General features: G+C 74.4%; 20 protein-coding genes. 12 read left to right on the top strand and 8 right to left on the bottom strand.

Annotation, left to right across the window (positions count from 1 at the left end):
• Positions 1-14: 14 nt before the first annotated feature.
• The 3 genes from J3473_RS04730 to J3473_RS04720 form a co-directional block, all read right to left on the bottom strand.
• Positions 15-2432: an FdhF/YdeP family oxidoreductase gene (locus tag J3473_RS04730; protein WP_207022134.1), complete on the bottom strand. Its 2418-nt coding sequence runs from the start codon at positions 2430-2432 to the stop codon at positions 15-17.
• A gap of 166 nt (positions 2433-2598) precedes the next feature.
• Positions 2599-3291 carry a response regulator gene (locus J3473_RS04725; protein ID WP_207022133.1) on the bottom strand — a complete coding sequence of 231 codons (693 nt, stop codon included), beginning with the start codon at positions 3289-3291 and terminating at the stop codon, positions 2599-2601.
• A complete protein-coding gene (locus J3473_RS04720) occupies positions 3288-4856 on the bottom strand; it encodes a sensor histidine kinase (RefSeq protein ID WP_242525687.1) in 1569 nt (522 codons plus the stop codon). Before J3473_RS04720 ends, J3473_RS04725 begins: the two co-directional genes overlap by 4 nt.
• A gap of 191 nt (positions 4857-5047) precedes the next feature.
• Here J3473_RS04720 and J3473_RS04715 point away from each other — a divergent pair, with 191 nt between their 5' ends.
• Both J3473_RS04715 and J3473_RS04710 read left to right on the top strand, forming a co-directional pair.
• On the top strand, positions 5048-6424 hold the full coding sequence (locus J3473_RS04715) for a cation:dicarboxylase symporter family transporter (protein WP_207022131.1): 1377 nt from the start codon (positions 5048-5050) through the stop codon (positions 6422-6424).
• A 173-nt stretch (positions 6425-6597) separates the two neighbouring features.
• Entirely contained in the window at positions 6598-8238 is a 1641-nt protein-coding gene (locus J3473_RS04710) for a hypothetical protein (protein WP_207022130.1), read from the top strand.
• Here the strand turns inward: J3473_RS04710 and J3473_RS04705 are convergent.
• The gene (locus tag J3473_RS04705; RefSeq protein WP_207022129.1) at positions 8189-9241 is read right to left on the bottom strand and encodes an NAD(P)-dependent alcohol dehydrogenase; all 1053 of its coding nucleotides are present in this window, start codon (positions 9239-9241) and stop codon (positions 8189-8191) included. The genes J3473_RS04710 and J3473_RS04705 overlap by 50 nt on opposite strands.
• A 99-nt stretch (positions 9242-9340) precedes the next feature.
• On the opposite strand from J3473_RS04705, the gene J3473_RS04700 reads away from it, so the two are divergent.
• The 10 genes from J3473_RS04700 (at position 9341) to J3473_RS04655 (ending at position 17988) form a co-directional block, all read left to right on the top strand.
• Positions 9341-10738: a DUF429 domain-containing protein gene (locus J3473_RS04700; protein WP_242525686.1), complete on the top strand. Its 1398-nt coding sequence runs from the start codon at positions 9341-9343 to the stop codon at positions 10736-10738.
• A 63-nt stretch (positions 10739-10801) separates the two neighbouring features.
• The gene (locus J3473_RS04695) at positions 10802-11212 is read left to right on the top strand and encodes a VOC family protein (protein WP_030526224.1); all 411 of its coding nucleotides are present in this window, start codon (positions 10802-10804) and stop codon (positions 11210-11212) included.
• A gap of 74 nt (positions 11213-11286) precedes the next feature.
• Positions 11287-11697 (top strand): nitroreductase/quinone reductase family protein, encoded by a 411-nt coding sequence (locus J3473_RS04690; RefSeq protein WP_207022127.1) that lies wholly within the window; start codon positions 11287-11289, stop codon positions 11695-11697.
• Positions 11698-11779: 82 nt separating this feature from the next.
• The gene (locus J3473_RS04685) at positions 11780-12694 is read left to right on the top strand and encodes an SDR family oxidoreductase (RefSeq protein ID WP_207022126.1); all 915 of its coding nucleotides are present in this window, start codon (positions 11780-11782) and stop codon (positions 12692-12694) included.
• Positions 12695-12824: 130 nt separating this feature from the next.
• On the top strand, positions 12825-13724 hold the full coding sequence (locus tag J3473_RS04680; protein ID WP_207022125.1) for an NAD(P)-dependent oxidoreductase: 900 nt from the start codon (positions 12825-12827) through the stop codon (positions 13722-13724).
• A 166-nt stretch (positions 13725-13890) separates the two neighbouring features.
• Positions 13891-15552 carry a glycerol-3-phosphate dehydrogenase/oxidase gene (locus J3473_RS04675; RefSeq protein ID WP_207022124.1) on the top strand — a complete coding sequence of 554 codons (1662 nt, stop codon included), beginning with the start codon at positions 13891-13893 and terminating at the stop codon, positions 15550-15552.
• Positions 15553-15652: 100 nt separating this feature from the next.
• Positions 15653-15850 (top strand): hypothetical protein, encoded by a 198-nt coding sequence (locus tag J3473_RS04670; RefSeq protein WP_030526219.1) that lies wholly within the window; start codon positions 15653-15655, stop codon positions 15848-15850.
• 83 nt (positions 15851-15933) lie between these two features.
• Entirely contained in the window at positions 15934-16674 is a 741-nt protein-coding gene (locus tag J3473_RS04665) for a YqjF family protein (protein WP_207022123.1), read from the top strand.
• Positions 16671-17084, top strand: a complete 414-nt coding sequence (locus J3473_RS04660; RefSeq protein WP_207022122.1) for a hypothetical protein — start codon at positions 16671-16673, stop codon at positions 17082-17084. Before J3473_RS04665 ends, J3473_RS04660 begins: the two co-directional genes overlap by 4 nt.
• 247 nt (positions 17085-17331) lie before the next feature.
• The gene (locus J3473_RS04655) at positions 17332-17988 is read left to right on the top strand and encodes an SDR family oxidoreductase (RefSeq protein WP_207022121.1); all 657 of its coding nucleotides are present in this window, start codon (positions 17332-17334) and stop codon (positions 17986-17988) included.
• Here J3473_RS04655 and J3473_RS04650 read toward each other — a convergent pair.
• The 4 genes from J3473_RS04650 to J3473_RS04635 all read right to left on the bottom strand — a co-directional run bounded on the left by J3473_RS04650 (position 17978) and on the right by J3473_RS04635 (position 22802).
• On the bottom strand, positions 17978-19120 hold the full coding sequence (locus J3473_RS04650; protein ID WP_207022120.1) for a glutamate--cysteine ligase: 1143 nt from the start codon (positions 19118-19120) through the stop codon (positions 17978-17980). The genes J3473_RS04655 and J3473_RS04650 overlap by 11 nt on opposite strands.
• An 83-nt stretch (positions 19121-19203) precedes the next feature.
• Complete coding sequence (locus tag J3473_RS04645) at positions 19204-20154, bottom strand: aminoglycoside phosphotransferase family protein (RefSeq protein ID WP_207022119.1); 951 nt, start codon at positions 20152-20154, stop codon at positions 19204-19206.
• Between the two features lie 3 nt (positions 20155-20157).
• On the bottom strand, positions 20158-21405 hold the full coding sequence (locus J3473_RS04640) for an arginine deiminase (protein ID WP_207022118.1): 1248 nt from the start codon (positions 21403-21405) through the stop codon (positions 20158-20160).
• Between the two features lie 104 nt (positions 21406-21509).
• On the bottom strand, positions 21510-22802 hold the full coding sequence (locus J3473_RS04635; RefSeq protein ID WP_207022117.1) for a YibE/F family protein: 1293 nt from the start codon (positions 22800-22802) through the stop codon (positions 21510-21512).
• Between the last annotated feature and the right edge of the window lie 6 nt (positions 22803-22808).

Raw genomic sequence — 22808 nt, 5'->3', positions numbered from 1 at the left:
GAGCGGAGCCCGTGTCAGCTCAGGTGGTGCGGCTCGACGTCGCTGCGGTTCTTCTGGTCGCTGCCGGACCTGACCCGGCTCTCGGGGTCGCAGTCGACGCGCCCGCACGAGCCGAGCGGCTCGAACCGGACGACGAGGCCCTTGGACACCGGGCAGTTGCTGCCCTCGGCGACGTGGTCGAGCGGGACGAGGACGTTGCACTCGGGGTAGTAGGCCGCCGCGCAGCCGCGCGCCGTCGGGTACGAGACGACCCGGTAGCCGTGCGCCACCCGCTCGGAGCCGTCGACCCACTCCGAGACGACGTCGTAGAGCTCGCCCTCGCGCAGGCCCAGCCCGCGGATGTCGTCGGGGTGCACCATGACGACGTTGCGCCCGCCGGCGAGGCCGCGGTAGCGGTCGTCGTGGCCGTAGATCGTCGTGTTGAACTGGTCGTGGCTGCGCAGCGTCTGCAGGACGAGCCGGCCCTCGCGCGCCTCGAGCAGCTCGATCGGCACCGACGAGATCTCGGCCTTCCCCGACGCGGTCTCGAAGACGCGCGAGTCGCGGGGCGGGTGCGGCAGGGTGAACCCGCCGGGCCGCTGGACCTTGTCGTCGTAGGCGTCGCAGCCGGGGACCACGTGGCCGATGTGCCGGCGGATGGCGGAGTAGTCCTCGGCCATCGCGGCCCAGTCGATGCTCGAGCCCTCGGGGCCGTCGCCGAGGACGGCCTCGGCCATCCGGCAGACGATCCACGGCTCACCGCGCAGCATCGGGCCGGCCGGCTCGTTGCGCCCGACCGACAGGTGCACCTGCGACATCGAGTCCTCGACGGTCAGCCCCTGCCAGCCCTCGGTCGTGATGTCCTTCTCGGTCCGGCCGAGGCACGGCAGGATGAGCATCCGCCGCCCCGGCAGGACGTGCGTGCGGTTGAGCTTGGTCGAGATCTGCACCCCGAGGCTCACCGAGCGGATGACCTCGTGGACGAGCTCGGAGTCGGGCGTCGCGGCAGCGAGGTTGCCCCCGAGGCCGACGAGCACCCTGACCCGGTTCTCCTGCAGCGCGCGGATGCTGTTGACCACGTCGTGGCCGCGCTGCTTCGGTGGCGTGAAGCCGAACTCGAGGCGCAGCTTCTCGGCGAAGTGGGCGGGCAGCTTGTCCCAGATGCCCATCGTCCGGTCGCCCTGGACGTTGGAGTGGCCGCGCACCGGGCACAGGCCGGCGCCGGGCTTGCCGATGTTGCCCTGCAGCAGAGCGACGTTGGTGATCTCCTTGATGGTCGACACCGCGTGCTTCTGCTGCGTCACGCCCATCGCCCAGCAGAAGACCGTCTTCGACGAGCCGACCAGCAGGTCGGCGACCCGCTCGATCTGGCTGCGCTCCAACCCGGTCGCCCGCAGCACGAGGTCCCAGTCGAGGTCGCGCACGTGCTGCTTGTAGGACTCGAACCCGGTCGTGTACCGGTCGACGAAGTCGTGGTCGACGGCACCGCGCTCGACGAGCAGGGCGCCGAGGGCCTGGAAGAGCGCGAGGTCGCCGCCGAGGCGGATCGGCAGGTACTCGTCCGCGAGGTCGGTGCCGACCCCGGTCAGGCCACGGACCGTCTGCGGGTTGTCGAACTTCATGAGCCCGGTCTCGGGCAGCGGGTTGACGGCGACGATCTTCCCGCCGCCCTTGACGCACTTCTCGAGCGCCGAGAGCATCCGCGGGTGGTTGGTGCCGGGGTTCTGCCCGGCGATGATGACGAGCTCGGCCTCGTGGACGTCCTCGAGGGTCACCGACCCCTTGCCGATGCCGATGGTCTCGGCGAGCGCGACCGAGGTCGACTCGTGGCACATGTTCGAGCAGTCCGGCAGGTTGTTGGTGCCGAAGGCCCGGGCGAACAGCTGGAAGACGAACGCGGCCTCGTTGGAGGCGCGTCCGCTCGTGTAGAGCACGGCCTCGTCGGGCGAGTCGAGCGCCTGCATCTCCTCGGCGACGATGCCGAACGCCTCGCCCCACGTCACCGGCTCGTAGTGCGTGCCGCCCTCGCGCAGGAGCATCGGCTCGGTGATGCGCCCCTGCTGCCCGAGCTGGTAGTCGCTCCACGTGGCGAGCTCGGAGACCGGGTGGCGCGCGAAGAACGCGGGGTCGGCGCGCCGCTTGGTGGCCTCCTCGGCGACCGCCTTGGCGCCGTTCTCGCAGAACTCGGCGAAGCTGCGGTGCTCCGGGTCGGGGTCGGGCCAGGCGCAGCCCATGCAGTCGAAGCCGTCGGCCTGGTTGAGGCGCCGAAGGGTGGTGAGGGTGCGGACGGGCCCCATCTGGCCGATGCCGCGGTTCATCGAGACCGCGACGGCCTCGAGCCCGGCCGCGGCCCTGCGGCGGTGGTGGACGTCGACGTCGGTGGGGGCGACGTCGGCCTCCGGCGCACCGCGCCAGGGCTCGAGCATCCGGGTCACGCGGGAGTTCTCGGCCATGTCCTCACCCTCGCACCCGCGGGCGCGCCGCAGTGGCTCAGGGTCCGTGACGAATGTCAGGACGTCGCAGGTCAGCCGCGCTCCCCGTCGCGCGCTACACCGCAGTACGGGTCGCCACAGCAGCACCTACTGCGGTGTAGTCGGCACCTGGACGGGGGTGGTGGGGTCAGCCGGTCCACTCGTAGGTGACCTCGGGGCGCCCGGTGCCGGCGTAGCGGTTGCCGCGGGCCGCGCGCCCGGCCGTCACGAGGTGCTCGCCGTACCGGCGCGCCGTCACCCGGCTGACGCCGAGCCGCTCGCCGAGCTCGGCCGCCGAGCACGGCCCCCCGGCCTCGCGCAGGGCGACGGACGTGCGCGCGAGGAGGTCCTCGGTCATGCCCTTGGGCACCGCCGAGCCCCCGGCGGGCCGCAGCCGCGAGAAAAGGGTGTCGACCTCGGCCTGCGTGTCGGCCTCGACGCCGCCCGACGCCTCCGCCCGGTAGGCGCGGTAGGCCTCGAGCCGGTCGCGGAGGGTGCCGAAGACGAAGGGCTTGAGGACGTACTGGACGACCCCGAGCGACACGGCGGCGCGCACCATCTCGAGGTCACGCGCCGAGGTGACCGCCACGACGTCGGCCCGGTGCCCGCCGGCCCGCATCGCCCGGACGACGTCGAGCCCCGGCAGGTCCGGCAGCCCCATGTCGAGGAGCACGAGGTCGACCGCGCTGCTCCCGAGGTGCTGCAGGGCGTCGCGGGCCGTGTGCACCGTCCCCGACACGACGAACCCCTCGACGCGTCCCACGTACGTCGCGTGGGCCTGCGCCGCCACCGGCTCGTCCTCGACGACGAGCACGCGGATGGGCTGCTCCGCCGCGCTCACCCGTCCACCCCCGCGCGCACGGGCAGGCGCACCGTGACGGTCGCCCCCGGCGGCTCGTCGATGCGCAGCGTGCCCCCGAGCCGCTGCACGGTGTCGGCGACGAGCGCCAGCCCGATGCCGCGCGACCCGGCCGGCCCGTCGACCGACTTCGTCGAGAAGCCGCGCTCGAGCACCCGCTCGCGCAGTGCCGACGGGATGCCCGGGCCGGTGTCCGCGACGACGAGCTCGACCCCGTCGCCGAGGTCGTGGGCCCCGAGGGTCACCCGCCGGACGCCCTCGACCCCGGTGACGGCGTCGATCGCGTTGTCGACGAGGTTGCCGACGACGGTGACGACGTCGCGGGCCGGCGCGACGTCCGCGGGCCAGCGCAGCCCGGGGTCGACGACGAGCTCGACCCCGCGCTCGTGGGCCTCGGCGGCCTTGCCGAGCAGCAGCGCCGACAGCGTCGGGTCCTCGACGCCGGTGACGACGACGTCGGTGAGCCGCTGCGCCCGCTCGAGCTCGTCGGTCGCGAACTCGACGGCGCGGTCGGGGTGCCCGAGCTCGATGAGCGACACCATCGTGTGCAGCCGGTTGCCCGACTCGTGCGCCTGCGAGCGCAGCGCCTCGGCCAGCCCCCGCGCCGCACCGAGCTCGCCGGTCAGCTCCTCGAGGTCCGTGCGGTCGCGGACGGTGACGACCGCGCCGAGGTCCTCGCCGTCGCGGCGCGCCCGCGCCTTGTTGAGGACGAGCACCCGCCCGCCGGTCACGTGCAGGTCGTCCTCGCGGACGTCGGGGTCCGCCATCGCCGCGACGAGCGGTGGCGCGAGCCCGAGCTCGCCGACGTCGCGCCCGGTGGGGTCCTCGCGCAGCCCGAGCAGGCGGCGCGCCTCGTCGTTGGCCAGCCGCACCCGGCCCCCGGGGTCGACGAGGACGAGCCCCTCGGTCACCGAGTGCAGGACGGCGTCGTGGTGGTCGTGCATCGCCTGGAGCTCGGCCGCCCGCAGCCCGCGGGTCTGGTGGCGCACCCGCCGGGTGATGAGCGTGGTGCCGACCGCGGCGAGCAGGCCCGCCACGACGCCGGCGACGAGCAGCGGCGGCAGCTCGCGGGCGAGCCGCTCGTCCGCGGCCTGCTTGCCGATGCCGACCGCGACGAGCCCGACGACCCGTGCCCCGTCACGCACCGGCACGACCGCTCGCCGGCTCGGCCCGAGCGTGCCTGTGTAGTCCTCGACGACCTCCCCGCCGGCGCGCGCGGCGGCGATGTGCCCGACGAACTGCTTCCCGACCTGGTCGGGGTTCGGGTGGGAGAACCGGATGCCGCTCGGGCTCATGACGACGACGAAGTCGGTGCCGGTGCTGCGCCGCACCCCTTCCGCGAGCGGCTGGAGCACGCCGTCGGGGTCGCCGCCGCGGACGGCCTCGACGACCTCGGGCTCGGCGGCGACGGACTGGGCGACGGCGAGGACCTGTGCGGTCGACTGGTCGGTGACCGCCTGGCGCGCCTGGAGGTAGGCGGCCCCCAGCCCGGCCGCGATGACCCCGAAGACGAGGGCGACGACGAGCAGCGCCGTCTGCCCCGCCACGCTCAGCCCGTGCGACCCGGGCTCGTCCGGCGGCGCGGGCCGGCCCGGGGCACCCTCGCCCGCCCGGCTCACGACCGGGGCCCGCGCTCCCGCGTGAACTTTGCGTACACAACGGTGACGATAGCCGCGTCGTCGAGCACCCTCGACGACGACAGCGCAGGCCCACTGCGTCGGACAAAGGAGTTCACGCCATGACTGCATCCGCGCCCGCAGCGCCGGGTGGCGACACCGCCGCCCCGAAGCGCCGCGACAGAACGCACTTCCTCTACATCGCGGTCATCGTCGCGATGCTCCTCGGCATCGCCGTGGGCTTCCTCTTCCCGGAGTTCGGCAAGGAGCTCAAGCCGCTCGGGACGTTCTTCGTCAACCTCATCAAGATGATGATCAGCCCGATCATCTTCGTGACGATCGTCCTCGGCATCGGGTCGGTGCGCCGCGCCGCGCAGGTCGGCAAGGTCGGCGGCCTCGCGCTCGGCTACTTCCTGACGATGTCGACCGTCGCCCTGGCCATCGGTCTCGTCGTCGGCAACATCGTCCAGCCCGGCGCCGGGCTCAACCTCACCGACGAGCTCGCGAAGTCCGGTCAGTCGCAGGTCTCGGCGGAGGCGGAGTCGACGACCGAGTTCCTCCTCGGCCTCGTCCCCGACACCCTCGTCTCGGCGCTCACCTCCGGGTCCGTGCTGCAGACCCTCCTCGTCGCGATCCTCGTCGGCTTCGCGCTGCAGAAGCTCGGCACCGCCGGCGAGCCGATCCTGCGCGGCATCAAGCACCTCGAGAAGCTCGTCTTCCGCCTCATGGCGATGATCATGTGGGTCGCCCCCGTCGGCGCGTTCGGCGCGATGGCCGCGGTCGTCGGCGCCACCGGCCTCGACGCTCTCAAGAGCCTGGGCCTGATCATGGTCGCCTTCTACGCGACGTGCTTCCTCTTCGTCTTCGGTGTGCTCGGGGCGATGCTCCGCGTCGTCGCGGGCGTCGGCATCTGGTCGCTCCTCAAGTACCTCGGCCGCGAGTTCCTCCTCATCCTCTCGACCTCGTCCTCGGAGTCGGCCCTGCCGCGGCTCATCGCGAAGATGGAGCACCTCGGGGTCTCCCGCCCGGTCGTCGGCATCACCGTCCCGACCGGCTACTCCTTCAACCTCGACGGCACCGCGATCTACCTGACGATGGCCTCGCTCTTCATCGCCGAGGCGCTCGACAAGCCGTTCAGCATCGGCCAGCAGATCGGCCTGCTCGTCTTCATGATCATCGCGAGCAAGGGCGCCGCGGGTGTCACCGGCGCCGGCCTGGCGACCCTCGCCGGCGGCCTCCAGTCGCACCGCCCCGACCTCGTCGACGGCGTCGGCTTCATCGTCGGCATCGACCGCCTCATGAGCGAGGCGCGCGCGCTGACCAACTTCGCGGGCAACTCGGTCGCGACCGTCCTCATCGGCACGTGGACCAACGCCATCGACCGCGAGCAGATGAGTGCCGTGCTCGCCGGGCAGCGACCCTTCGACGAGGCCCGCATGATCGACGACCACGAGGCGGCCCCGCCGGCCGCCGAGGAGCTCGAGCCCGCGGCGCGCTGAGCACCGCCGCACCCGCAGCACCGCCGGAGGGCGGGTGGTCCCCACGGGGCCGCCCGCCCTCCGCCGTGCCGGCATCGGCCGGACGGCCCTTCCCGCCCGGGACGGGCAGCGGCCGGTCCCCGGATGTCCCTACCCTGCGAGTGAACCCGTCGCGCCGACCTCCAGGACCCCTCATGCCCCCGCGCCCCCGCCTGCTCGCCCTCGGCGTGGCCCTGGCCGCGTCCGCCGCGGCCCTCGTCGGCGGTGGCGCCGCCCCGGTGCACGCCGCCCCGCCCGGCGCGCGGACCGGGCCGACCACCGTGAGCGGCACCCTGACCGCCCTCGTCGCCGACGGCTTCGGCAGCGGCACGACGAGCACGACGCTCGCCGTCACCCCCGGCGGCACGGCCGGCAGCCCCGTCCCGCTGACCGGTGTGACGGCGACGGACGAGCACCCCCTCGTCGGGGCCCGTGTCAGCGTCCGCGGCACCCGGACCGCCTCCGGGGCGCTGCGCACCTCCGACGCCGCCCTCGCCGCCTCGGGCACCACCTCCCGCACCGCCGAGCTCGCCCTGCCCACCGGCTCGGGGAAGCGCACCTACACGGTGCTCGCGATCTCCCTGCGCTTCGCCGACCGTCCGTCCGAGGCGCCGGCCTCGCCGAGCACCGTCGCGGCGCGGCTCTTCGGCGCGTCCTCGAGCGTCCGGGCGTTCTACGCCGAGTCCTCGGACCGGCTGTGGACCGTCGGCGGCCGCGCGGTCGGCCCCTACACGGTGACACGGAGCAACCCGTCGAGCTGCGACTTCCGGGAGTGGGGCGAGAAGGCACAGGCCGCCGCCAGAGCCGCGAAGGTCGACACCTCCGCCTACACGAACATCATGGTCGTCGTGCCGCGGCAGGCCTCCTGCGGCTGGGACGGCCTCGCCGAGGTGCCGGGCACCTGGTCCTGGATCAACCAGGACTCCCCCTCGCTGCTCGTGACCGCCCACGAGCTCGGCCACAACTTCGGTGAGCACCACGCCTCCGGCTACCGCTGCACGACGGGGACGACGAACGTCACCCTCGGGGCCCCCTCCGGCTGCAGCGACCCCTCGGGGACGGTGCTGGAGTACGCGGACCCGTTCTCCGTCATGGGCAACACCCATGCCCGCCTGCACCCCGCGGCCGGCCGCGTCCACTTCGGCCAGGTCAAGCCGGTGTCCGTGCCCGCCGGCGAGGCGAGGACCGTGCGCATCGTCCCGTCCGAGACGCCGTCGGGGAACCGCGAGCTGCGGATCCCGCGGCGGGACGGGTCGTGGCTGACCGCCGAGCTGCGCACGACCACCGGGGCGTTCGACACGTTCGCGGCGACGGACCCGGCCGTCCGGGGCGTCACCTTCCGCATCGACCGCGGTGCGGGGCACCAGAGCTGGCTCCTCGACGGCAAGCCCTCGACCTCCTCGTTCGCCGACGCCCCGGTGCTCCCGGGCGGCTCCGTGACGGACGCGACGACGGGTGTCCGGGTCGACGTGGTGTCGGTGACCGCGGCCGGTGCCGTGCTGCGCGTCGGCTCGCGCGTCGCCCCGCGCGACCTCGCCCTCACCGTCAGCGGCTCGACGCTGCAGGCGACGTGGACGGCGCCCTCCGGCGTCGTCGCCTCCGGTGGCTACACCGTGACGGTCGACGGGCGGACCGAGCAGGTCTCGGGGACCTCGTGGTCGGGTCCGACGTGGTCCGGGCGGCACACCGTCGCGGTCCGGGCGGTCGACAGCGGTGGGACCGCGCGGCCGGCGGCCTCCGCCACGATCAAGGTCTCGGCGAGGCTGACGGCCACCCCGGTCCGCCCCCTTCGCTGACGGCGGCCGCGGCCGACCCGGTCCGGTCCGACCGCCCGTCGACGCGGACGACGACCTTGCCCCGGGCGCGCCCGGCGGCGACGTGGTCGAGGGCCCGCGCCACCCCGTCGAGGGGCACGACGTGGTCGAGGACCGGCCGGACCGCGCCGGCGTCGACGAGGCCGACGAGCTCGGCGAGGTCGGCGGCCCGCTCGCGGGACACGTGCATCACGAGGCGCTGGCGCACGAACGGCGAGAGCAGCGCCGCCCCCACCGACCGCTCGAGGCCCCCGAGCCAGCGTCCGGGTGCCTCGCTGCCGACGACGACGAGCGTGCCCCGGGGCGCGAGCACCGCCCGCAGCGTGCGCAGCGACCGGTGGCCGCCGATGTCGAGGACCGCGTCGTAGCGGACGCCCTCGGCGTCGACGTCGGCCTCCTCGTGGGCGACGACGCGCGCCGCCCCGAGCCCCCGGACGAGCTCGGCCTTGGCCCGGCTGCACACCCCGGTCACGCGGGCGCCGGCGGCGACGGCGAGCTGGACGGCGTACGTGCCGACCCCACCGGACGCCCCGACGACGAGGACGCGCTGCCCCGGCCCGACACCAGCGGCTCGCAGCGCCTGGAGGGCGGTGAGGCCCGAGACCGGGAGCGCGGCCGCCTCCTCGTCGGTCAGCGTGCGGGGGGCCGCGGCGAGACGCGGGACCGGGACGACCGCGAGCTCGGCGCACGACCCGTCGGCGGTGCCGACGACGCGGTGGCCGACCTCCACGCCCGTGACGCCGGGACCGAGGGCGACGACGGTGCCGCAGAGGTCACGGCCCGGCACGGGGAACCTCGGGCGGCGCAGGCCGAGGCCCAGGCGGGCCAGGAGCGGGCGCCCGGTCATCACGTGCACGGTGCCGCGGTCGAGGCCGGCGGCGGCGACGCGCACGAGCACCTCCCCCTTGCCGGGCTCCGGGTCGGGGCGGTCGGTGAGGTGGAGGCGGTCGGTGCCCCCGAAGCGGTCCTGGGCGACGGCACGCACGGCTACTCCCTTACAACGTAAGAACGACGGATGCGTCGCACCGTAGCCTTACGACGTAAGATCGCGCAAGACCCCACCCGTGGACCCCTCGGAGACGCCGTGCCGCCCCGCCCCCGCACCGACCGCCCCACGCTCAGCCGTGAGCGCATCGTGGCCGAAGCCGTCGCCCTCGCCGACGCCGACGGCCTCGGCGCGCTCTCGATGCGGGCCCTCGCCGGCCGGCTCGGGGTCGAGGCGATGTCGCTCTACCACCACGTGCCGAACAAGGACGCGCTCCTCGACGCGATGGTCGACGCGGTCTTCGCGGAGCTGCACACGCCGGTCGTGGGCGGCGCCTGGCGCCAGGAGCTGCGCGCCCGGTCGGTGTCCGGCCGGGCGGCCCTGCTGCGCCACCGCTGGGCGATCGGGCTGATGGACGCGCGCCGCTCCCCCGGGCCCGCTGCCGTCGCGCACCACGACGCCGTCATCGGATGCCTTCGCGCGCAGGGCTTCTCGCTCGCCGCGGTCGGCCACGTCTTTGCGCTCGTCGACGCGCACCTCTACGGCTTCATGGTCCAGGAGCTCTCGCTCCCCTTCGCCGGGCAGGAGGAGCTGGCGCAGCTCGAGGCCGAGATCATCGACGAGGCGGTGGCGGCGACCTACCCGCACTTCACCGAGTTCGCCCGCGACCACACGATGCGGCCCGGGTGGTCGTTCGGGGCGGAGTTCGAGGTGACCCTCGACCTCGTCCTCGGGGCGGTCGAGGGCCTCGCGCCGGCCGCGCCCGTCGCACCGGCCGGCCCGGCGGTCCCGCCACCCGTCACGGTCGACGTCCCGGTCCTCGGCGTCGACGGCTGCCCGGCCGGCTGGGTCGGCGCGCTGCTCGAGCCGGGCGCGCCCCGGCCGCGCGTCGTCGTCGCCTCGACGATCGCCGAGCTCGTCGAGACCGTCCGCGAGGTCGCCGACGTCCGGGTCGTCGGCATCGACATCCCGATCGGCCTCCCCGACAGCACGACCCGGGCCGCGGACGCCCTGGCCCGCCGCGCGCTGCCGGGCAAGGCGTCGTCGGTGTTCACCACGCTGACCCGCGAGGCCTACGGCGCTCCCGACCGCGCCGCCGCGGACACCGTCAACCGCGCGCTCAGCGGGCAGGGCGTCGGGGCGCAGGCCTTCGCCCTGCGCGCGAAGATCCTCGAGGTCGACGCGTGGGTCCGCTCGCGACCCACCGTCGAGGTGCTCGAGGTCCATCCCGAGGTCTGCTTCGCCCGGATGTCCGGCGCCCCCCTGCGGCCCAACAAGAAGACCGACGAGGGACGCCGGGCCCGCCTCGACGCGCTCGCGGCCGCCGGCATCGCCCGGCCGTCGGTGCTCGAGGGGCGCGGCTACGCCGCCGACGACGTCCTCGACGCGTGCGCCGTCGCGTGGACCGCCGCCCGTCACGCGGCCGGCGGCTCCGAGCGCCTCCCGGACCCGCCGGAGGTCTTCTCGGACGGCATCACGGCGGCCATCCACGTCTGACCTCCGTCACCCCGGCCGGCAACCCGGTTGGCCCGCCCCCGCCGCCGGTGGGAGGGTGACGGCATGACCGCGCGCGTCTCCCACACCTCCGTCGACTGCCGCAACGCCTACGAGCTCTCCGAGTGGTGGAAGGGCGTCCTCGACTACACCGACCTGCCCGACGACCCCAACGAGCCGGGCCACGAGGAGTGCATGCTCGTCAGCCGCGACCGCACCCACCGCATCCTCTTCATCGAGGTCCCCGAGGAGAAGACGGTCAAGAACCGCATCCACCTCGACCTCGAGCCGGTCGAGGGCAGCCGCGACGACGAGCTCGCGCGCCTGCTCGCGCACGGCGCCACGGAGGTCGCCGACCTGCGCGGCAAGTACGGTCCGGGCACCGGCTGGGTCGTCCTCGCCGACCCGGAGGGCAACGAGTTCTGCATCCTGCGCAACAGCGCGGAGCGCGAGGCCGCCAAGAGCCCCGCGGAATAGCGTCGCGCGCAGCGTCGCTGATCCCCTCGGACACGTGGGCGTACGCCGCCCCGACGCAGCAGGAGGTGGCCATCGTGGCCGACTGGAACCAGAGCATCATCGACGAGTTCCGCAGCAACGGCGGCACGGTGCGGACCATGGGCTTCGGCCGCGGCCTCGTCCTGCTGCACCACGTGGGGGCGCGCACCGGCACCGCGCGCGTCTCGCCCCTCGCCACCGTCCGTGACGGGGAGGACGTCTGGCTCGTCGCCGCCTCCAAGGCCGGCGCACCGGACAACCCCGACTGGTTCCACAACCTGCGCGCCCACCCGGAGACCGAGATCGAGACGCCGGACGACGGCACGGTGCCGGTGACCGCGCGGGTGCTGCCGCCGGAGGAGCGCGACGCCGCGTGGGCCCGCTTCACCGCGATGTCCGAGGGCTTCCGGTCCTACGAGCAGAAGACGACGCGCGTCATCCCCGTCGTCGAGCTGCGCCGCCGCTGACCCCACCGCGCCGCGCCGGCGGCGGAACCCCGCCGGCGCCCCGCGCGCTGACCCCCCGAGAGCCGACCACCGAGGAGCACGCATGAGCCGCTGGACCTTCGAGCAGATCCCCGACCTCACCGGACGCCGCGCTGTCGTCACCGGTGCGAACTCCGGCATCGGGCTGGTCGAGGCGCGCGAGCTCGCCCGGCACGGCGCCGACGTCGTCCTCGCCGTGCGCAACACGCAGGCCGGCGAGCAGGCGGCCGAGCGCATCCGGCGCACCGGCGCCCCCGGCGGGGTCTCGGTGCGCCGGCTCGACCTCGCCTCGCAGGCGTCGGTCCGCGAGTTCGCCGAGGGGTGGGACGGGCCGCTCGACCTGCTGCTCAACAACGCCGGCGTCATGACCCCGCCCCGGTACCGCGAGACCGAGGACGGCTTCGAGCTGCAGTTCGGCACCAACCACCTCGGCCACTTCGCGCTGACGGGCCTCCTCCTGCCGCACCTGCTCGAGGCGCCCGCCGCGCGGGTGACGACCGTGGCCTCGATCGCCCACCACCGGGGCGACGGCGCGGTCTGCGAGGGCAACCCGCGCGAGGGCTACGACCCGCAGACGACCTACGGCCGCTCCAAGCTGGCCAACCTCCTCTTCGCCGACGAGCTCGAGCGACGCGCCCGCGCCGCCGGCGTCGCGCTCACCTCGAACGCCGCCCACCCCGGCGTCTCCGCGACCAACCTCGTCGCGAGCAAGGACGGCATGGGGGCCATCCCCGTCGTCGGCACGATCGGCCAGCTCGGCGTCAGGCTGCTCTTCCCCGGCCCCGAGAAGGGCGCCGAGGGCCCGCTGTACGCCGCGACGGTCGCCCGCGGGGGCACCTACTCCGGCCCCACCGGCATCGGCGAGACCCGCGGGCCGGTCGGCGAGGCCCGCCGCTCGCGCTGGGCGCAGGACGCGACCCTCGGCCGCACCCTCTTCGACCGCTCCGAGGACCTGACGGGCGTCTCCTTCACCCTCTGACCCTCCCGCCTTTCGCGATCGCGTATGAAACCGCCGGTCTTCCCCGGCGGTTTGACACACGTTCGCGGCGGGAGCGGGTCGGGCTGCGCACGCGGGCCGAACCCGTCGGTCGGGGTGTGAGGATGACGGAATGCGCATCCTCCTCACCGGTGGCAGCGGCAAGGCCGGCCGCCACGTCGTCCCGTACCTCGTCGAGCACGGCCACACCGTCACCAACCTCGACCGCGCCCCGCTCGGCCTCGACGGCGTCACCGACCTCGACGTCGAGCTGACCGACCTCGGGCAGCTGCTCTCCACGCTGCGGATGCCCGCCTCCTTCGACGAGCTCGACGAGCCGCAGGAGCGGGCCTACGACGCGATCGTCCACCTGGCCGCGGTCCCCGCCATCCTGCTCAAGGCCGACAACGAGACCTACGCGAACAACGTGCTCTCGACGTGGAACGTCCTCGAGGCCGCCGCGATCCTCGGCATCCGCAAGGTCGTCTTCGCCTCGTCCGAGACCACCTACGGCATCTGCTTCGCGCGCGGCGAGCGCAAGCCCGAGTACCTGCCGGTCGACGAGGAGCACCCGACGGTGCCCGAGGACGCCTACGCGACCTCCAAGGTCGTCAACGAGACGACGGCGCGCTCGCTGCAGCGCCGCACCGGGGCCGACGTCTACGGGCTGCGGATCAACAACGTCATCGAGCCGCACGAGTACGCGGAGCGGTTCCCGGGCTTCCTCGAGGACCCGGCCCAGCGGCGGCGCAACATCTTCGCCTACATCGACGTCCGCGACCTCGCGCAGGCGATCGACCGCTGCCTGGCCACCGACGGCCTCGGCTTCGAGGTCTTCAACATCGCCAACGCCGACCACTCCGTCGCCGCGACGACGGCCGAGCTCGTCGAGCAGTTCTACGACGGGGTCGAGGTCCGCCGCGCGATGGGCGAGCACGAGACCTTCTTCTGCATCGACAAGGCCAAGCGCCTCCTCGGCTACGAGCCGCAGCACTCCTGGCGCGACGTCCTCGACGACCCCCGCGCCGGCTGACCCACTCTTTCGACCCGACTTATTGCGCATCCGCCACCTCGAGCGCCCGGATCCGGGTCCTTTCGCGTGGCGGATGCGCAATATGTCGAGAATGGGGCGGGGCGGGCGCTGTCCAGCCCCGCCACCTCCGCGCCGGTGCGCGCCACGGGACGCCTACGCTGGGGTCATGAGCCTGCGATCGGCGAACATCGAGCGGATCGACGGCGGCCTGTTCGACGTCCTCGTCGTCGGCGCCGGCATCAACGGCGCCGTCTCCGCGGCGGCGCTGGCCGGCCGTGGGGCCTCCGTCGCGCTCATCGACCGGGGCGACTTCGGCGGCTTCGTCAGCCAGGAGTCCTCCAACCTCGTGTGGGGCGGCTTCAAGTACCTCGAGAACTACGAGCTGCCGCTCGTCTTCGGCCTGTGCCGCAGCCGCAACCGGCTGATGAAGGCCTACCCCGACAACATCCGCGAGATCGGCTTCCTCGCCGCGCTCGACCACGGCTCGCCGTACGCACCGTGGTTCGCCGGCCTCGGGGCCACGGCCTACTGGGGCATCGGCCTCTTCGGCACCAAGCGCCCGCACCTCTACGACGCCGACGACGTCAAGGAGCAGGAGCCGGCCATCGACACGACCGACGTCCGCGGCGCCATCGAGTACCGCGACGCCTTCCTCGTCGACAACGACAGCCGGTTCGTCTTCTCCTTCGTCCGCTCCGCCCTCGAGGCCGGCGCCTCCGTCGCCAACTACGTCGAGCTCGTCTCGGCCGAGCGGATCGGCGACCGCTGGGTCTGCCGCCTGCGCGACACCGACACCGGCCGTGAGGTGACGACCGCCGCGCGGGTCGTCGTCAACGCCGCCGGCCCGTTCGTCGACGAGATCAACGAGTCCTGGGACCTGCGCACCGAGCACCGGATCGTCTACTCCAAGGGCATCCACCTCGTCGTCCCCCGCCTGACGACGACCAAGCACGACCGCGTGCTGGCGTTCTTCGACGACACCCAGCGCCTCTTCTACGTCATCCCGATGGGCCGCCGCTCGGTCATCGGCACGACCGACACCCGGGTCGACAGCCCGTACACCGAGGTGACCGACGAGGACCGCGAGTTCCTCCTCGAGCAGATCAACAAGCGCCTCGACCTCGCGCAGCCGCTGACCGCCGACGACGTCATCGCCGAGCGCTGCGGCGTGCGCCCCCTCGTCGTCAGCCGCGGCGCGGGCGACCAGGACCAGGCCGACTGGACCTCGCTGTCGCGCAAGCACGAGATCGAGCGCGACGACCACCAGCGCGTCGTCACGGTCCTCGGCGGCAAGCTGACCGACTGCCTCAACGTCGGCGAGGAGGTCGCGGAGGAGGTCGTGCGTCTCGGCATCCCGCTCGAGAAGGACCTCGGCAACTGGTACGGCGAGCCCGCCGCGCAGACCCGCGCCGAGTTCTACCGGCAGGCCCGGCTGATGCGCCTCGACGCGCTGCGGACCAAGCCCGACACCGAGCCGCTGACCGACCGGCTGTGGCGCCGCTACGGCCGGCGCGCCTTCGACCTGCTCGAGGCCATCCGCGCCGACCCGTCGATGGGCGAGGACGTCATGGGCTCGGCCGACTACCTGCGCGCCGAGCTCTACACCGCCGCGCAGCACGAGATGGTCGTCACCCTGGACGACTTCATGCGCCGTCGCTCCAAGATCGACCTCGTCGTGCGCGACGAGGACATCGAGGGCTCCGAGGGGCTGCGCGAGGTCGCCCGGATCCTCTTCGGCGACGACGCCGACCGGCGCCTGGCCGAGTACCTCGACGCCCGCCACCGCGAGCGGCACACCGTGGCCGACGAGGACCGCACCTCGGCCTGAGGCCTGCCCGTCGCCTCCCGGTGATGCCCGGCGCGGCCCTGACAGCGACCCCACAGGCGGGGCCGAGGCCGTCCCGAGGCACCCACCCGAGGGTGGAGGCATGACGACGACGGCGCCGCTCCCGACCACCGCTCCCACGACCGCGTCGGTCCGCGACCTCATCGCGGAGCTCGCCTCGACCGAGGACGCGCTGCGCGGCCGGGCCGGCCACGGCCTCTCGGAGCGCGACCTGCGCGTCGTCCGGCGGCAGGCGGCGGTCGTCCGCGAGCTGCGTCGCCGGCGCTCCCGCCTGCACTGACGCCGGCCGGCTCCTTCGACGGCGGCCGGCGGCCGGTGCCACCGAGCCGCCCGACGGGCCTGCGCGCGACCGACACTCGGAGCATGCAGGCACGCGTCGAGGCTCCTCCGCTGACGGGCCCGCGGACGATGCGCCAGCAGTGGCGCGACATCACGTTCGTCCACTGGGCGGTGGAGCCCGAGCGCGTCGCCCCGCTCCTGCCCGCCGGCGCCCGCCCCGACGTCCTCGACGGCGTGACGTACGTCGGGCTCATCCCCTTCCGGATGCACCGGGCCGGCTTCGGCCGCGGGCCGGCGGTCCCGTGGCTCGGCGACTTCCTCGAGACCAACGTCCGCTTCTACTCCGTCGACGACGAGGGTCGGCACGGCGTGGTCTTCGGGTCGCTGGAGTGCGAGCGCACCCTCGTCGCCGTCGGCGCCCGCGTCGTCTTCGGTACGCCGTACACGTGGGCCCGGATGCGGATGGAGCGCTCCGGCGACGAGGTCCGCTACACCTCGACGCGGCGGCTGCCCGGCCCACGCGGCGCCCGCTCGACGATGCGGGTCCGCGTCGGCGAGGAGCTGCTCGAGCCGGACCCGGTGTCCGAGTTCGTCACCGCACGCTTCGGCCTGCACACGCGCGTCGCCGGGCGGACGGCGTGGGTCCCCAACGAGCACCCGCCGTGGCCGCTGCGCCGGGCCGAGCTGCTGGACCTCGACGACGAGCTGCTCAGGGCCGCCGGGTTCGCCGACCTCGCCGCGCGCCCGCCCGACAGCGTCCTGCACTCGGCCGGCACACGGACCGCGTTCGGGATGCCCCGCCGGCTGCGGACCACCGGGTGGTGACCCCGCTCGTCGCCCTCGCCGCGGTGGCCGCGTGGCACGCAGCGTTCCAGCTGGCCGTCAGCACGCTCGCCTACCCGACCCTCCTCGAGCAGCCGGCCGACCGCTTCGCCGCCGCCCACGACCGGCACTCGCGCCGAGTCCTCGTCCTCGTCGTCCCGACGTACGCCGCCGTGCTCGGCGCCGTCGCGTGGGTCGTCGCCGCCGGGCCGCGCACCCCCGCGGTCCTGCTGGCGGTCGCCCTCCAGGGGGTCGTGCTCCTCCTCACCGCGCTCCTCGCCGCCCCCACCCACGGGGCGCTCGGGCGCGAGGGTCGCACCCCGGCGCTCGCCCGCCGGCTGCGCGCCGTCGACGCCGCGCGCTCCGTGACGGCGCTCGCCGGGCTCGTGGCCGCCGTCGCCGCCCTCGCCTGACCCGCGACCCTCCTCCCCTCTCCCCTCCGCAGCGCCCGTCCTTGCCCTCTCCCCTCGGAGTCGAGGGCGCAGGTGGCTGCCCCAGCGACCGCTTCCGCACTCGACCCCAGGTCTGCGCGGACCCGTCCGGGGTCGAGGGCGCACGTGGCTGTCCCGGCTGCCACTTCCGCACTCGACTCCAGGTCTGCGCGGACCCGGACTGTCGAAGGTCCGGAACAGCGGCTCCGACGCGGGTGTTGGCCCGAACATGCGCATCCTCACCATCGGCGGCCACGGCAAGGTCGCCCGCCACCTGACCCCCCTCCTCGCCGAGCGCTCCCACGAGGTCACCGCGGTGATCCGCAACCCCGAGCACACGGCCGACGTCGAGGCCGACGGCGCCACCGCGAAGGTCGCCGACGTGCAGTCGATGTCGACCCCCGAGCTCGCCGACCTCGTGCGCGGCTTCGACGCCGTCGTCTGGTCCGCCGGCGCCGGTGGCGGTGACCCCGAGCGCACCTACGCCGTCGACCGCGACGCGGCCATCCGATCGATGGACGCCGCCCTCGAGGCCGGCGTCGAGCGCTACGTCATGGTGTCGTACTACGGCGCCGGGCCGGACCACGGTGTGCCGGAGGACGACGCCTTCTTCGCCTACGCGGACGCCAAGACCGCGGCCGACGAGCACCTGCAGGCCTCGGGTCTCGCGTGGACCCTCGTCCGCCCCAGCGCCCTGACCGACGACCCGTCGACCGGCCGCATCGAGACCTCGCGCACCGGTGCGGGCAAGGGGTCGGTGCCGCGCGCCGATGTCGCCCTCGTCATCGCCGAGGTCCTCGCGCGCCCGGGCACGGCGCACGCGGTCGTCGAGTTCAACACCGGCGACACCCCGGTCACCGACGAGCTCGACGCCGTCAGCCGCTGACGAGCGCGGCGCGGACGGCGGCCCGCAGGTCGCCGTCCGCCGCGGTCACGGCCTCGCGCATCCGCGTGTAGCCCCCGCCGCCGCGCGCGAGCCGTTCGACGCCCGCGAGCTCGTCGACGCAGCCGAGCCGACGCGCCACCGGCTGCAGCAGTTCGAGGAGCTCGAGCACGTCGTCGACGACCGGCACCTCGCGGCTGTCCGCATCGACGATGACGATGGCCTCGAGCCCGTACCGCGCTGCGCGCCACTTGTTCTCCTGCACGTGCCAGGGCGGGAGCGGCGCCGGCAGCCGACCGACGTCGAGCTGGTCCTCGAGGTGCACGACGAGGCAGTGCACGAGCGCCGCGATCGCCGTGACGTCGGCGGCGCTCGACAGCCCGTCGCACGCCCGCACCTCGATGGTGCCGAGGCCGAGCGAGGGCCGGATGTCCCAGCGCAGCTCGCTGACGTCGTCGACGACCCCCGTCGTGAACACGTCGTGGAGGTAGGTCCGGTACTGCGCCCAGGACTCGAACTGGAAGGGCAGGCCGGCGGTCGGCAGCTGCTGGAAGAGCATCGTGCGGTTGCTCGCGTACCCGGTGTCGACGCCGCCGGTGAACGGTGACGACGCCGAGAGCGCCGTGAGGTGCGGGTGGTAGGTGAGCAGCGCGTTGACGAGCGGCCACACCTTGGCCGCCGACGTGATGCCGACGTGGACGTGCACGCCGTAGATGACCATCTGCCGGCCCCACCACTGGGTGCGGTCGATGAGCGTCGCGTAGCGCTCGCCGGAGGAGACCTCCTGGTCCTCCCACCGGCTGAACGGGTGCGCGCCGCCGCCGAACAGCGCGAGGCCGCGCTCGTCGGCCGCCCGACGGACCTGGTCGAGCCCGTGCTGCAGGTCCTCCGCCGCCGCGGCCGCGTTGTCGCAGATGCCGGTGACGATCTCGAGGGTGTTGGTCAGCAGCTCGTTCGTGACGGACGAGCGTCCGGCGGAGGCCGACCCGCTGCGCGACCCGCCGTCGTCGAGGGCTGCGATGAGCTCGGGGGCGCGCGAGACGAGGTCGAGGGTGTCGGGGTCGACGAGGCCGAGCTCCCACTCGACACCGAGGGTGCGGCCCGCGGACGGGTGGAACGTGCGGTCGGGGCTCATCGGGGGGTCCCTCCGGTGGTCGAGCACTGGTGCCCGAGCCTACGGGGCGGGGCACCGGGGGCGCCCGGTGACCTGCGCCGACGTCAGCGTCCGAGCTCCTCGAGGGTCCCCCGCAGCGAGCGCAGCTGCCACGCGGTGTCGGCGTCCTCGGCAGGCGCGGCCGCGAGGTCGACGACGTACGCGGCGACGTCGGCGAGGGCCCAGCGGCGCTCGCGCCTGCGCATCCGGGCGGGGGACGGTGTGCGGCCGGTGAGGTCGGCGTAGAAGGCGGCGACGTCGAGGTCGGTGCGGGCCGCGACGAGCCAGAGGTCGCGCTCGGGCTCGGCGCGGCGCGCGGTGTCCCAGTCGACGAGCACGGGGCCGTCGGCGGTGAGGACGACGTTGCCCGGGTGCGGTTCGCCGTGGGTCAGGACGGTGGCGCCGGGGAGGTCCGCGGCGTCCTCGCGCAGCGCCTCGCGCACGGCGGCGGTGTGCGGGCGCAACAACCCGGTGACGACCCCGGCCAGCGGCCCTCCGGCGAGCGGCTCGTCGCGCTCGCAGCGGTCGAGAGCCGCCACGAGCCCGTCGACCCCGGGCAGGGCGGGGTCCTCGGGCCGGGCCGGGGTGCTCGGGGCGTCGAGCGCGTGGAGGTCGGCGAGCAGGCGCACGACCGCCTCGGCGCCCGCGTCGGGCCACCGGTCGGAGAAGCCCCCGGCGGCGCCGTCGAGCCAGGGCTGCACCGACACCGACCACGTCCCGTGACGGTGCAGCAGCGCCCCGTCGGCCGCCGCGACCGGGCCGTGCGCGCCCGCGACGCCGTGGGCGCGGGCCGCCGCGGGCACCGCGTACGCGGCCGCCAGCGCCTCGACGGTCCCGTCGTCGGGGGTCGCGTCTGCGGTGACGAACCAGCGCCGTCCCCCGGCCGCCGTCGCCGCCCAGTGGTGGCTGCCGTAGCCGACCGGGAGGTGGGTCAGCGACAGGGTCGTCGCGTCCCAGCCCCGCCGCACGACGTCGAGGACGTCGGCGTCCGGCAGGTCACGCGGCGGGGACTGCACGGGTCAGTACTCGACGGGGTCGCGCACGAGCGGGCAGGTCATGCAGTGGCCGCCGCCGCGGCCCCGGCCGAGCTCGGACCCGACGATCTCGACGACCTCGATGCCGGCGTCGCGCAGCAGGGCGTTGGTCGTCGTGTTCCGGTCGTAGGTGAAGACGACGCCAGGCTCGACGGCGACGGCGTTGTTGCCGCTGTCCCACTGCTGGCGCTCGGAGGCGTACACGTCGCCGCCGGTCTCGATGACGCGCAGGCCGTCGAGGTCGAGCGCCTCGGCGACGACCTTGGTGAACGTGCCCTCGCCGCGGTCCTCGACCTCCACGCCGGGGTCGGTGTCGGAGGGATGGAGGACGAAGGTGTGCGCCCCGTCCATGACGTTCGGGTAGAGGGTGACGACGTCGCGGTCGGCGAAGGTGAAGACGGTGTCGAGGTGCATCGCGGCGCGCAGCTGCGGCAGGCCGGCGACGACGACCTTCTCGGCCGCGCCCTGGGCGAAGAGGGAGGCCGCCACCTGGGTGATCGCCTGGCGCGAGGTGCGCTCGCTCATCCCGACGAGGACGACGCCGTTGCCGACCGGCATGACGTCGCCGCCCTCGAGGGTCGCCTCGCCCCAGTCGGTCTCGGGGTCGCCCCACCACACGGTCGCACCGGCGAAGTCGGGGTGGAAGCGGTAGATCGCCTTGTAGATGATCGTCTCGTTCTGGCGGGCCGGCCAGTAGAGCGGGTTGAGCGTCAGCCCGCCGTACACCCAGCACGTCGTGTCGCGCGTGTAGAGGGTGTTGGGCAGCGGCGGCAGCAGGTACTCGCGCGCGCCGGTCTGCTCGCGGGCGAGCATGACGAACGGGGTGCGGAAGTCGTCGGGGAGGTCGGGGATCGCGAGCCCGCCGATGAGGAACTCCGCCAGCCGCGCCGGCTCGAGGGTCTCGAGGAAGGCCCGCGTGGAGTCGACGAGCCCGAGGCCGACGTGGTTCGGGACGATCTTGCGGTCGAGCAGCCAGTCGCGCGCCCCGGGGATGGCCATCGTCTCGGCGAGGACGTCGTGGAGCTCGACCACCTCGACCCCGAGGCCGCGCAGCTTCTGGACGAAGTCGGCGTGGTCGCGCTCGGCCTGCCCGACCCACATGACGTCGTCGAAGAGCAGGTCGGCGCTGTTGGTCGGGGTGAGCCGGCGGTGCGCGAGGCCCGGCCGGCAGACGAGGACCTTGCGCAGGCGCCCGACCTCGGAGTGCACCCCCAGCGTGCTGGCGTCGGTCATCGTGCTCCTCGCGGGTGGTGGACGGGCGGCCCGGCCGCGTCGTCGAGCCCGCGGACCGGACCTCGATCCCACCACACCGCCCGGTCCGCCGACCAGTGCGGGACTCAGACGGGCGCGGCGACCTCGGCGTCCGCGGGGGCCGGCGCGACCCGGGGCGGCGGGGCGACGACGACGGCGACGGCGGTCGTCGCGGGGATGGCGAGCACCAGGCCGACGGCGCTGGCCAGCGTGCGGACGACCTCGGCCGTGATGTCCTCGGAGAGGAACAGCTTGTCGGCGCCCTGGCCGGAGAGCGCGATGAGCAGCAGGATCGGCAGCGCGGCTCCGGCGTAGGCGAACACGATGGTGTAGACGGTCGAGGCGAGGTGGTCGCGACCGATGCGCATCGCGGAGGCGAACAACGCCCGGCGGCTGCGCCGGGGGTCGGCGGCGCGCAGCTCCCAGACGGCCGAGGTCTGGCTGATCGTCACGTCGTTGAGCACGCCGAACGCCGCGATGAGGACGCCGCACGCGACGAGGTCGTGCAGCCTCACGTCGGTCGCGAGCGCCTGCAGCAGACCGCTGTTCTCGTCGCCGACGCCGGTCAGCCGGGCGGCGTCGGAGCCGAGGACGCCCGCGACCGCGGTCAGCCCGAGACCGAGCACGGTCCCGAGCAGCGCGGTCGACGTGCGCAGGCTCAGGCCGTGCGTCAGGTAGAGGACGACGAGCATCGTCGCCCCGGAGGCGGTGAGCCCCACCGCGACCGGGTTCGCGCCGTCGAGCAGCGCCGGGGCCACGAAGAAGAGGAGGATCGCCCCGCCGACCCCGAGGCTGACCAGCGCGGCGAGCCCCCGCCAGCGCGCGACGAGCAGCACGAGGACGACGAAGACGGCGGCGAGGACGAGCAGCGGCGGCTGGCGCTCGACCCCGGCGTACGAGTACGCGCTGTCGAGGATCGCCCCCTGCTCCTGCGCCGAGTCGAGCGCGGCGTCCGGCAGCTTCAGCAGCGTCACCGTGTCGCCGGCGCGCAGCCCGGAGCGGCTGACCTCCGGCTGGATGCGCACCGTCTGCTCCGAGCCGTCGTCGAGTCGCACCGTCAGCTGCCCGCAGTCGGGGTCGCCGACCGGTACGTCGTCCGTCGAGTCGGGGGCGACGGCGGGGCAGGGGGCGGTCAGCGAGACGACGCTGCCCTGCGGGAAGGTCGCCCCCTGCACCGCGTAGTCGAGCTGCGGGTTCGTGGGCAGCTCGCCGCGCGGCCAGAGGGCGACGAGGCCGTACGCGGTCGCGGCGGCCGTGAGCAGGACGAGGGCGACGACGACGACCCGCGTCACGAGGGGCGTCGGCGGCAGGCGGTGGGTCGCGTCGTCGGGCAGCGCGCCGTGAGCCGCGGCGTCCGGCAGCGCGTGGTGGTGGCCCATCGACGG

Origin of the sequence: Phycicoccus sp. DTK01 (genome assembly GCF_017312765.1) — a bacterium.
GTDB classification, from domain to species: Bacteria; Actinomycetota; Actinomycetes; order Actinomycetales; family Dermatophilaceae; genus Phycicoccus; species Phycicoccus jejuensis.
This window is presented reverse-complemented; position numbering and strand designations above follow the sequence as displayed.

Excerpts from the sequence above, each read along its gene's own strand:
- J3473_RS04650 (WP_207022120.1), bottom strand. The coding sequence starts at position 19,120 with ATGAGCCCCGACCGCACGTTCCACCCGTCCGCGGGCCGCACCCTCGGT.
- J3473_RS04710 (WP_207022130.1), top strand. The coding sequence starts at position 6,598 with ATGCCCCCGCGCCCCCGCCTGCTCGCCCTCGGCGTGGCCCTGGCCGCG.
- J3473_RS04675 (WP_207022124.1), top strand. The coding sequence starts at position 13,891 with ATGAGCCTGCGATCGGCGAACATCGAGCGGATCGACGGCGGCCTGTTC.
- J3473_RS04695 (WP_030526224.1), top strand. The coding sequence starts at position 10,802 with ATGACCGCGCGCGTCTCCCACACCTCCGTCGACTGCCGCAACGCCTAC.
- J3473_RS04670 (WP_030526219.1), top strand. The coding sequence starts at position 15,653 with ATGACGACGACGGCGCCGCTCCCGACCACCGCTCCCACGACCGCGTCG.
- J3473_RS04640 (WP_207022118.1), bottom strand. The coding sequence starts at position 21,405 with ATGACCGACGCCAGCACGCTGGGGGTGCACTCCGAGGTCGGGCGCCTG.
- J3473_RS04655 (WP_207022121.1), top strand. The coding sequence starts at position 17,332 with ATGCGCATCCTCACCATCGGCGGCCACGGCAAGGTCGCCCGCCACCTG.
- J3473_RS04685 (WP_207022126.1), top strand. The coding sequence starts at position 11,780 with ATGAGCCGCTGGACCTTCGAGCAGATCCCCGACCTCACCGGACGCCGC.
- J3473_RS04665 (WP_207022123.1), top strand. The coding sequence starts at position 15,934 with ATGCAGGCACGCGTCGAGGCTCCTCCGCTGACGGGCCCGCGGACGATG.
- J3473_RS04715 (WP_207022131.1), top strand. The coding sequence starts at position 5,048 with ATGACTGCATCCGCGCCCGCAGCGCCGGGTGGCGACACCGCCGCCCCG.
- J3473_RS04730 (WP_207022134.1), bottom strand. The coding sequence starts at position 2,432 with ATGGCCGAGAACTCCCGCGTGACCCGGATGCTCGAGCCCTGGCGCGGT.
- J3473_RS04680 (WP_207022125.1), top strand. The coding sequence starts at position 12,825 with ATGCGCATCCTCCTCACCGGTGGCAGCGGCAAGGCCGGCCGCCACGTC.
- J3473_RS04635 (WP_207022117.1), bottom strand. The coding sequence starts at position 22,802 with ATGGGCCACCACCACGCGCTGCCGGACGCCGCGGCTCACGGCGCGCTG.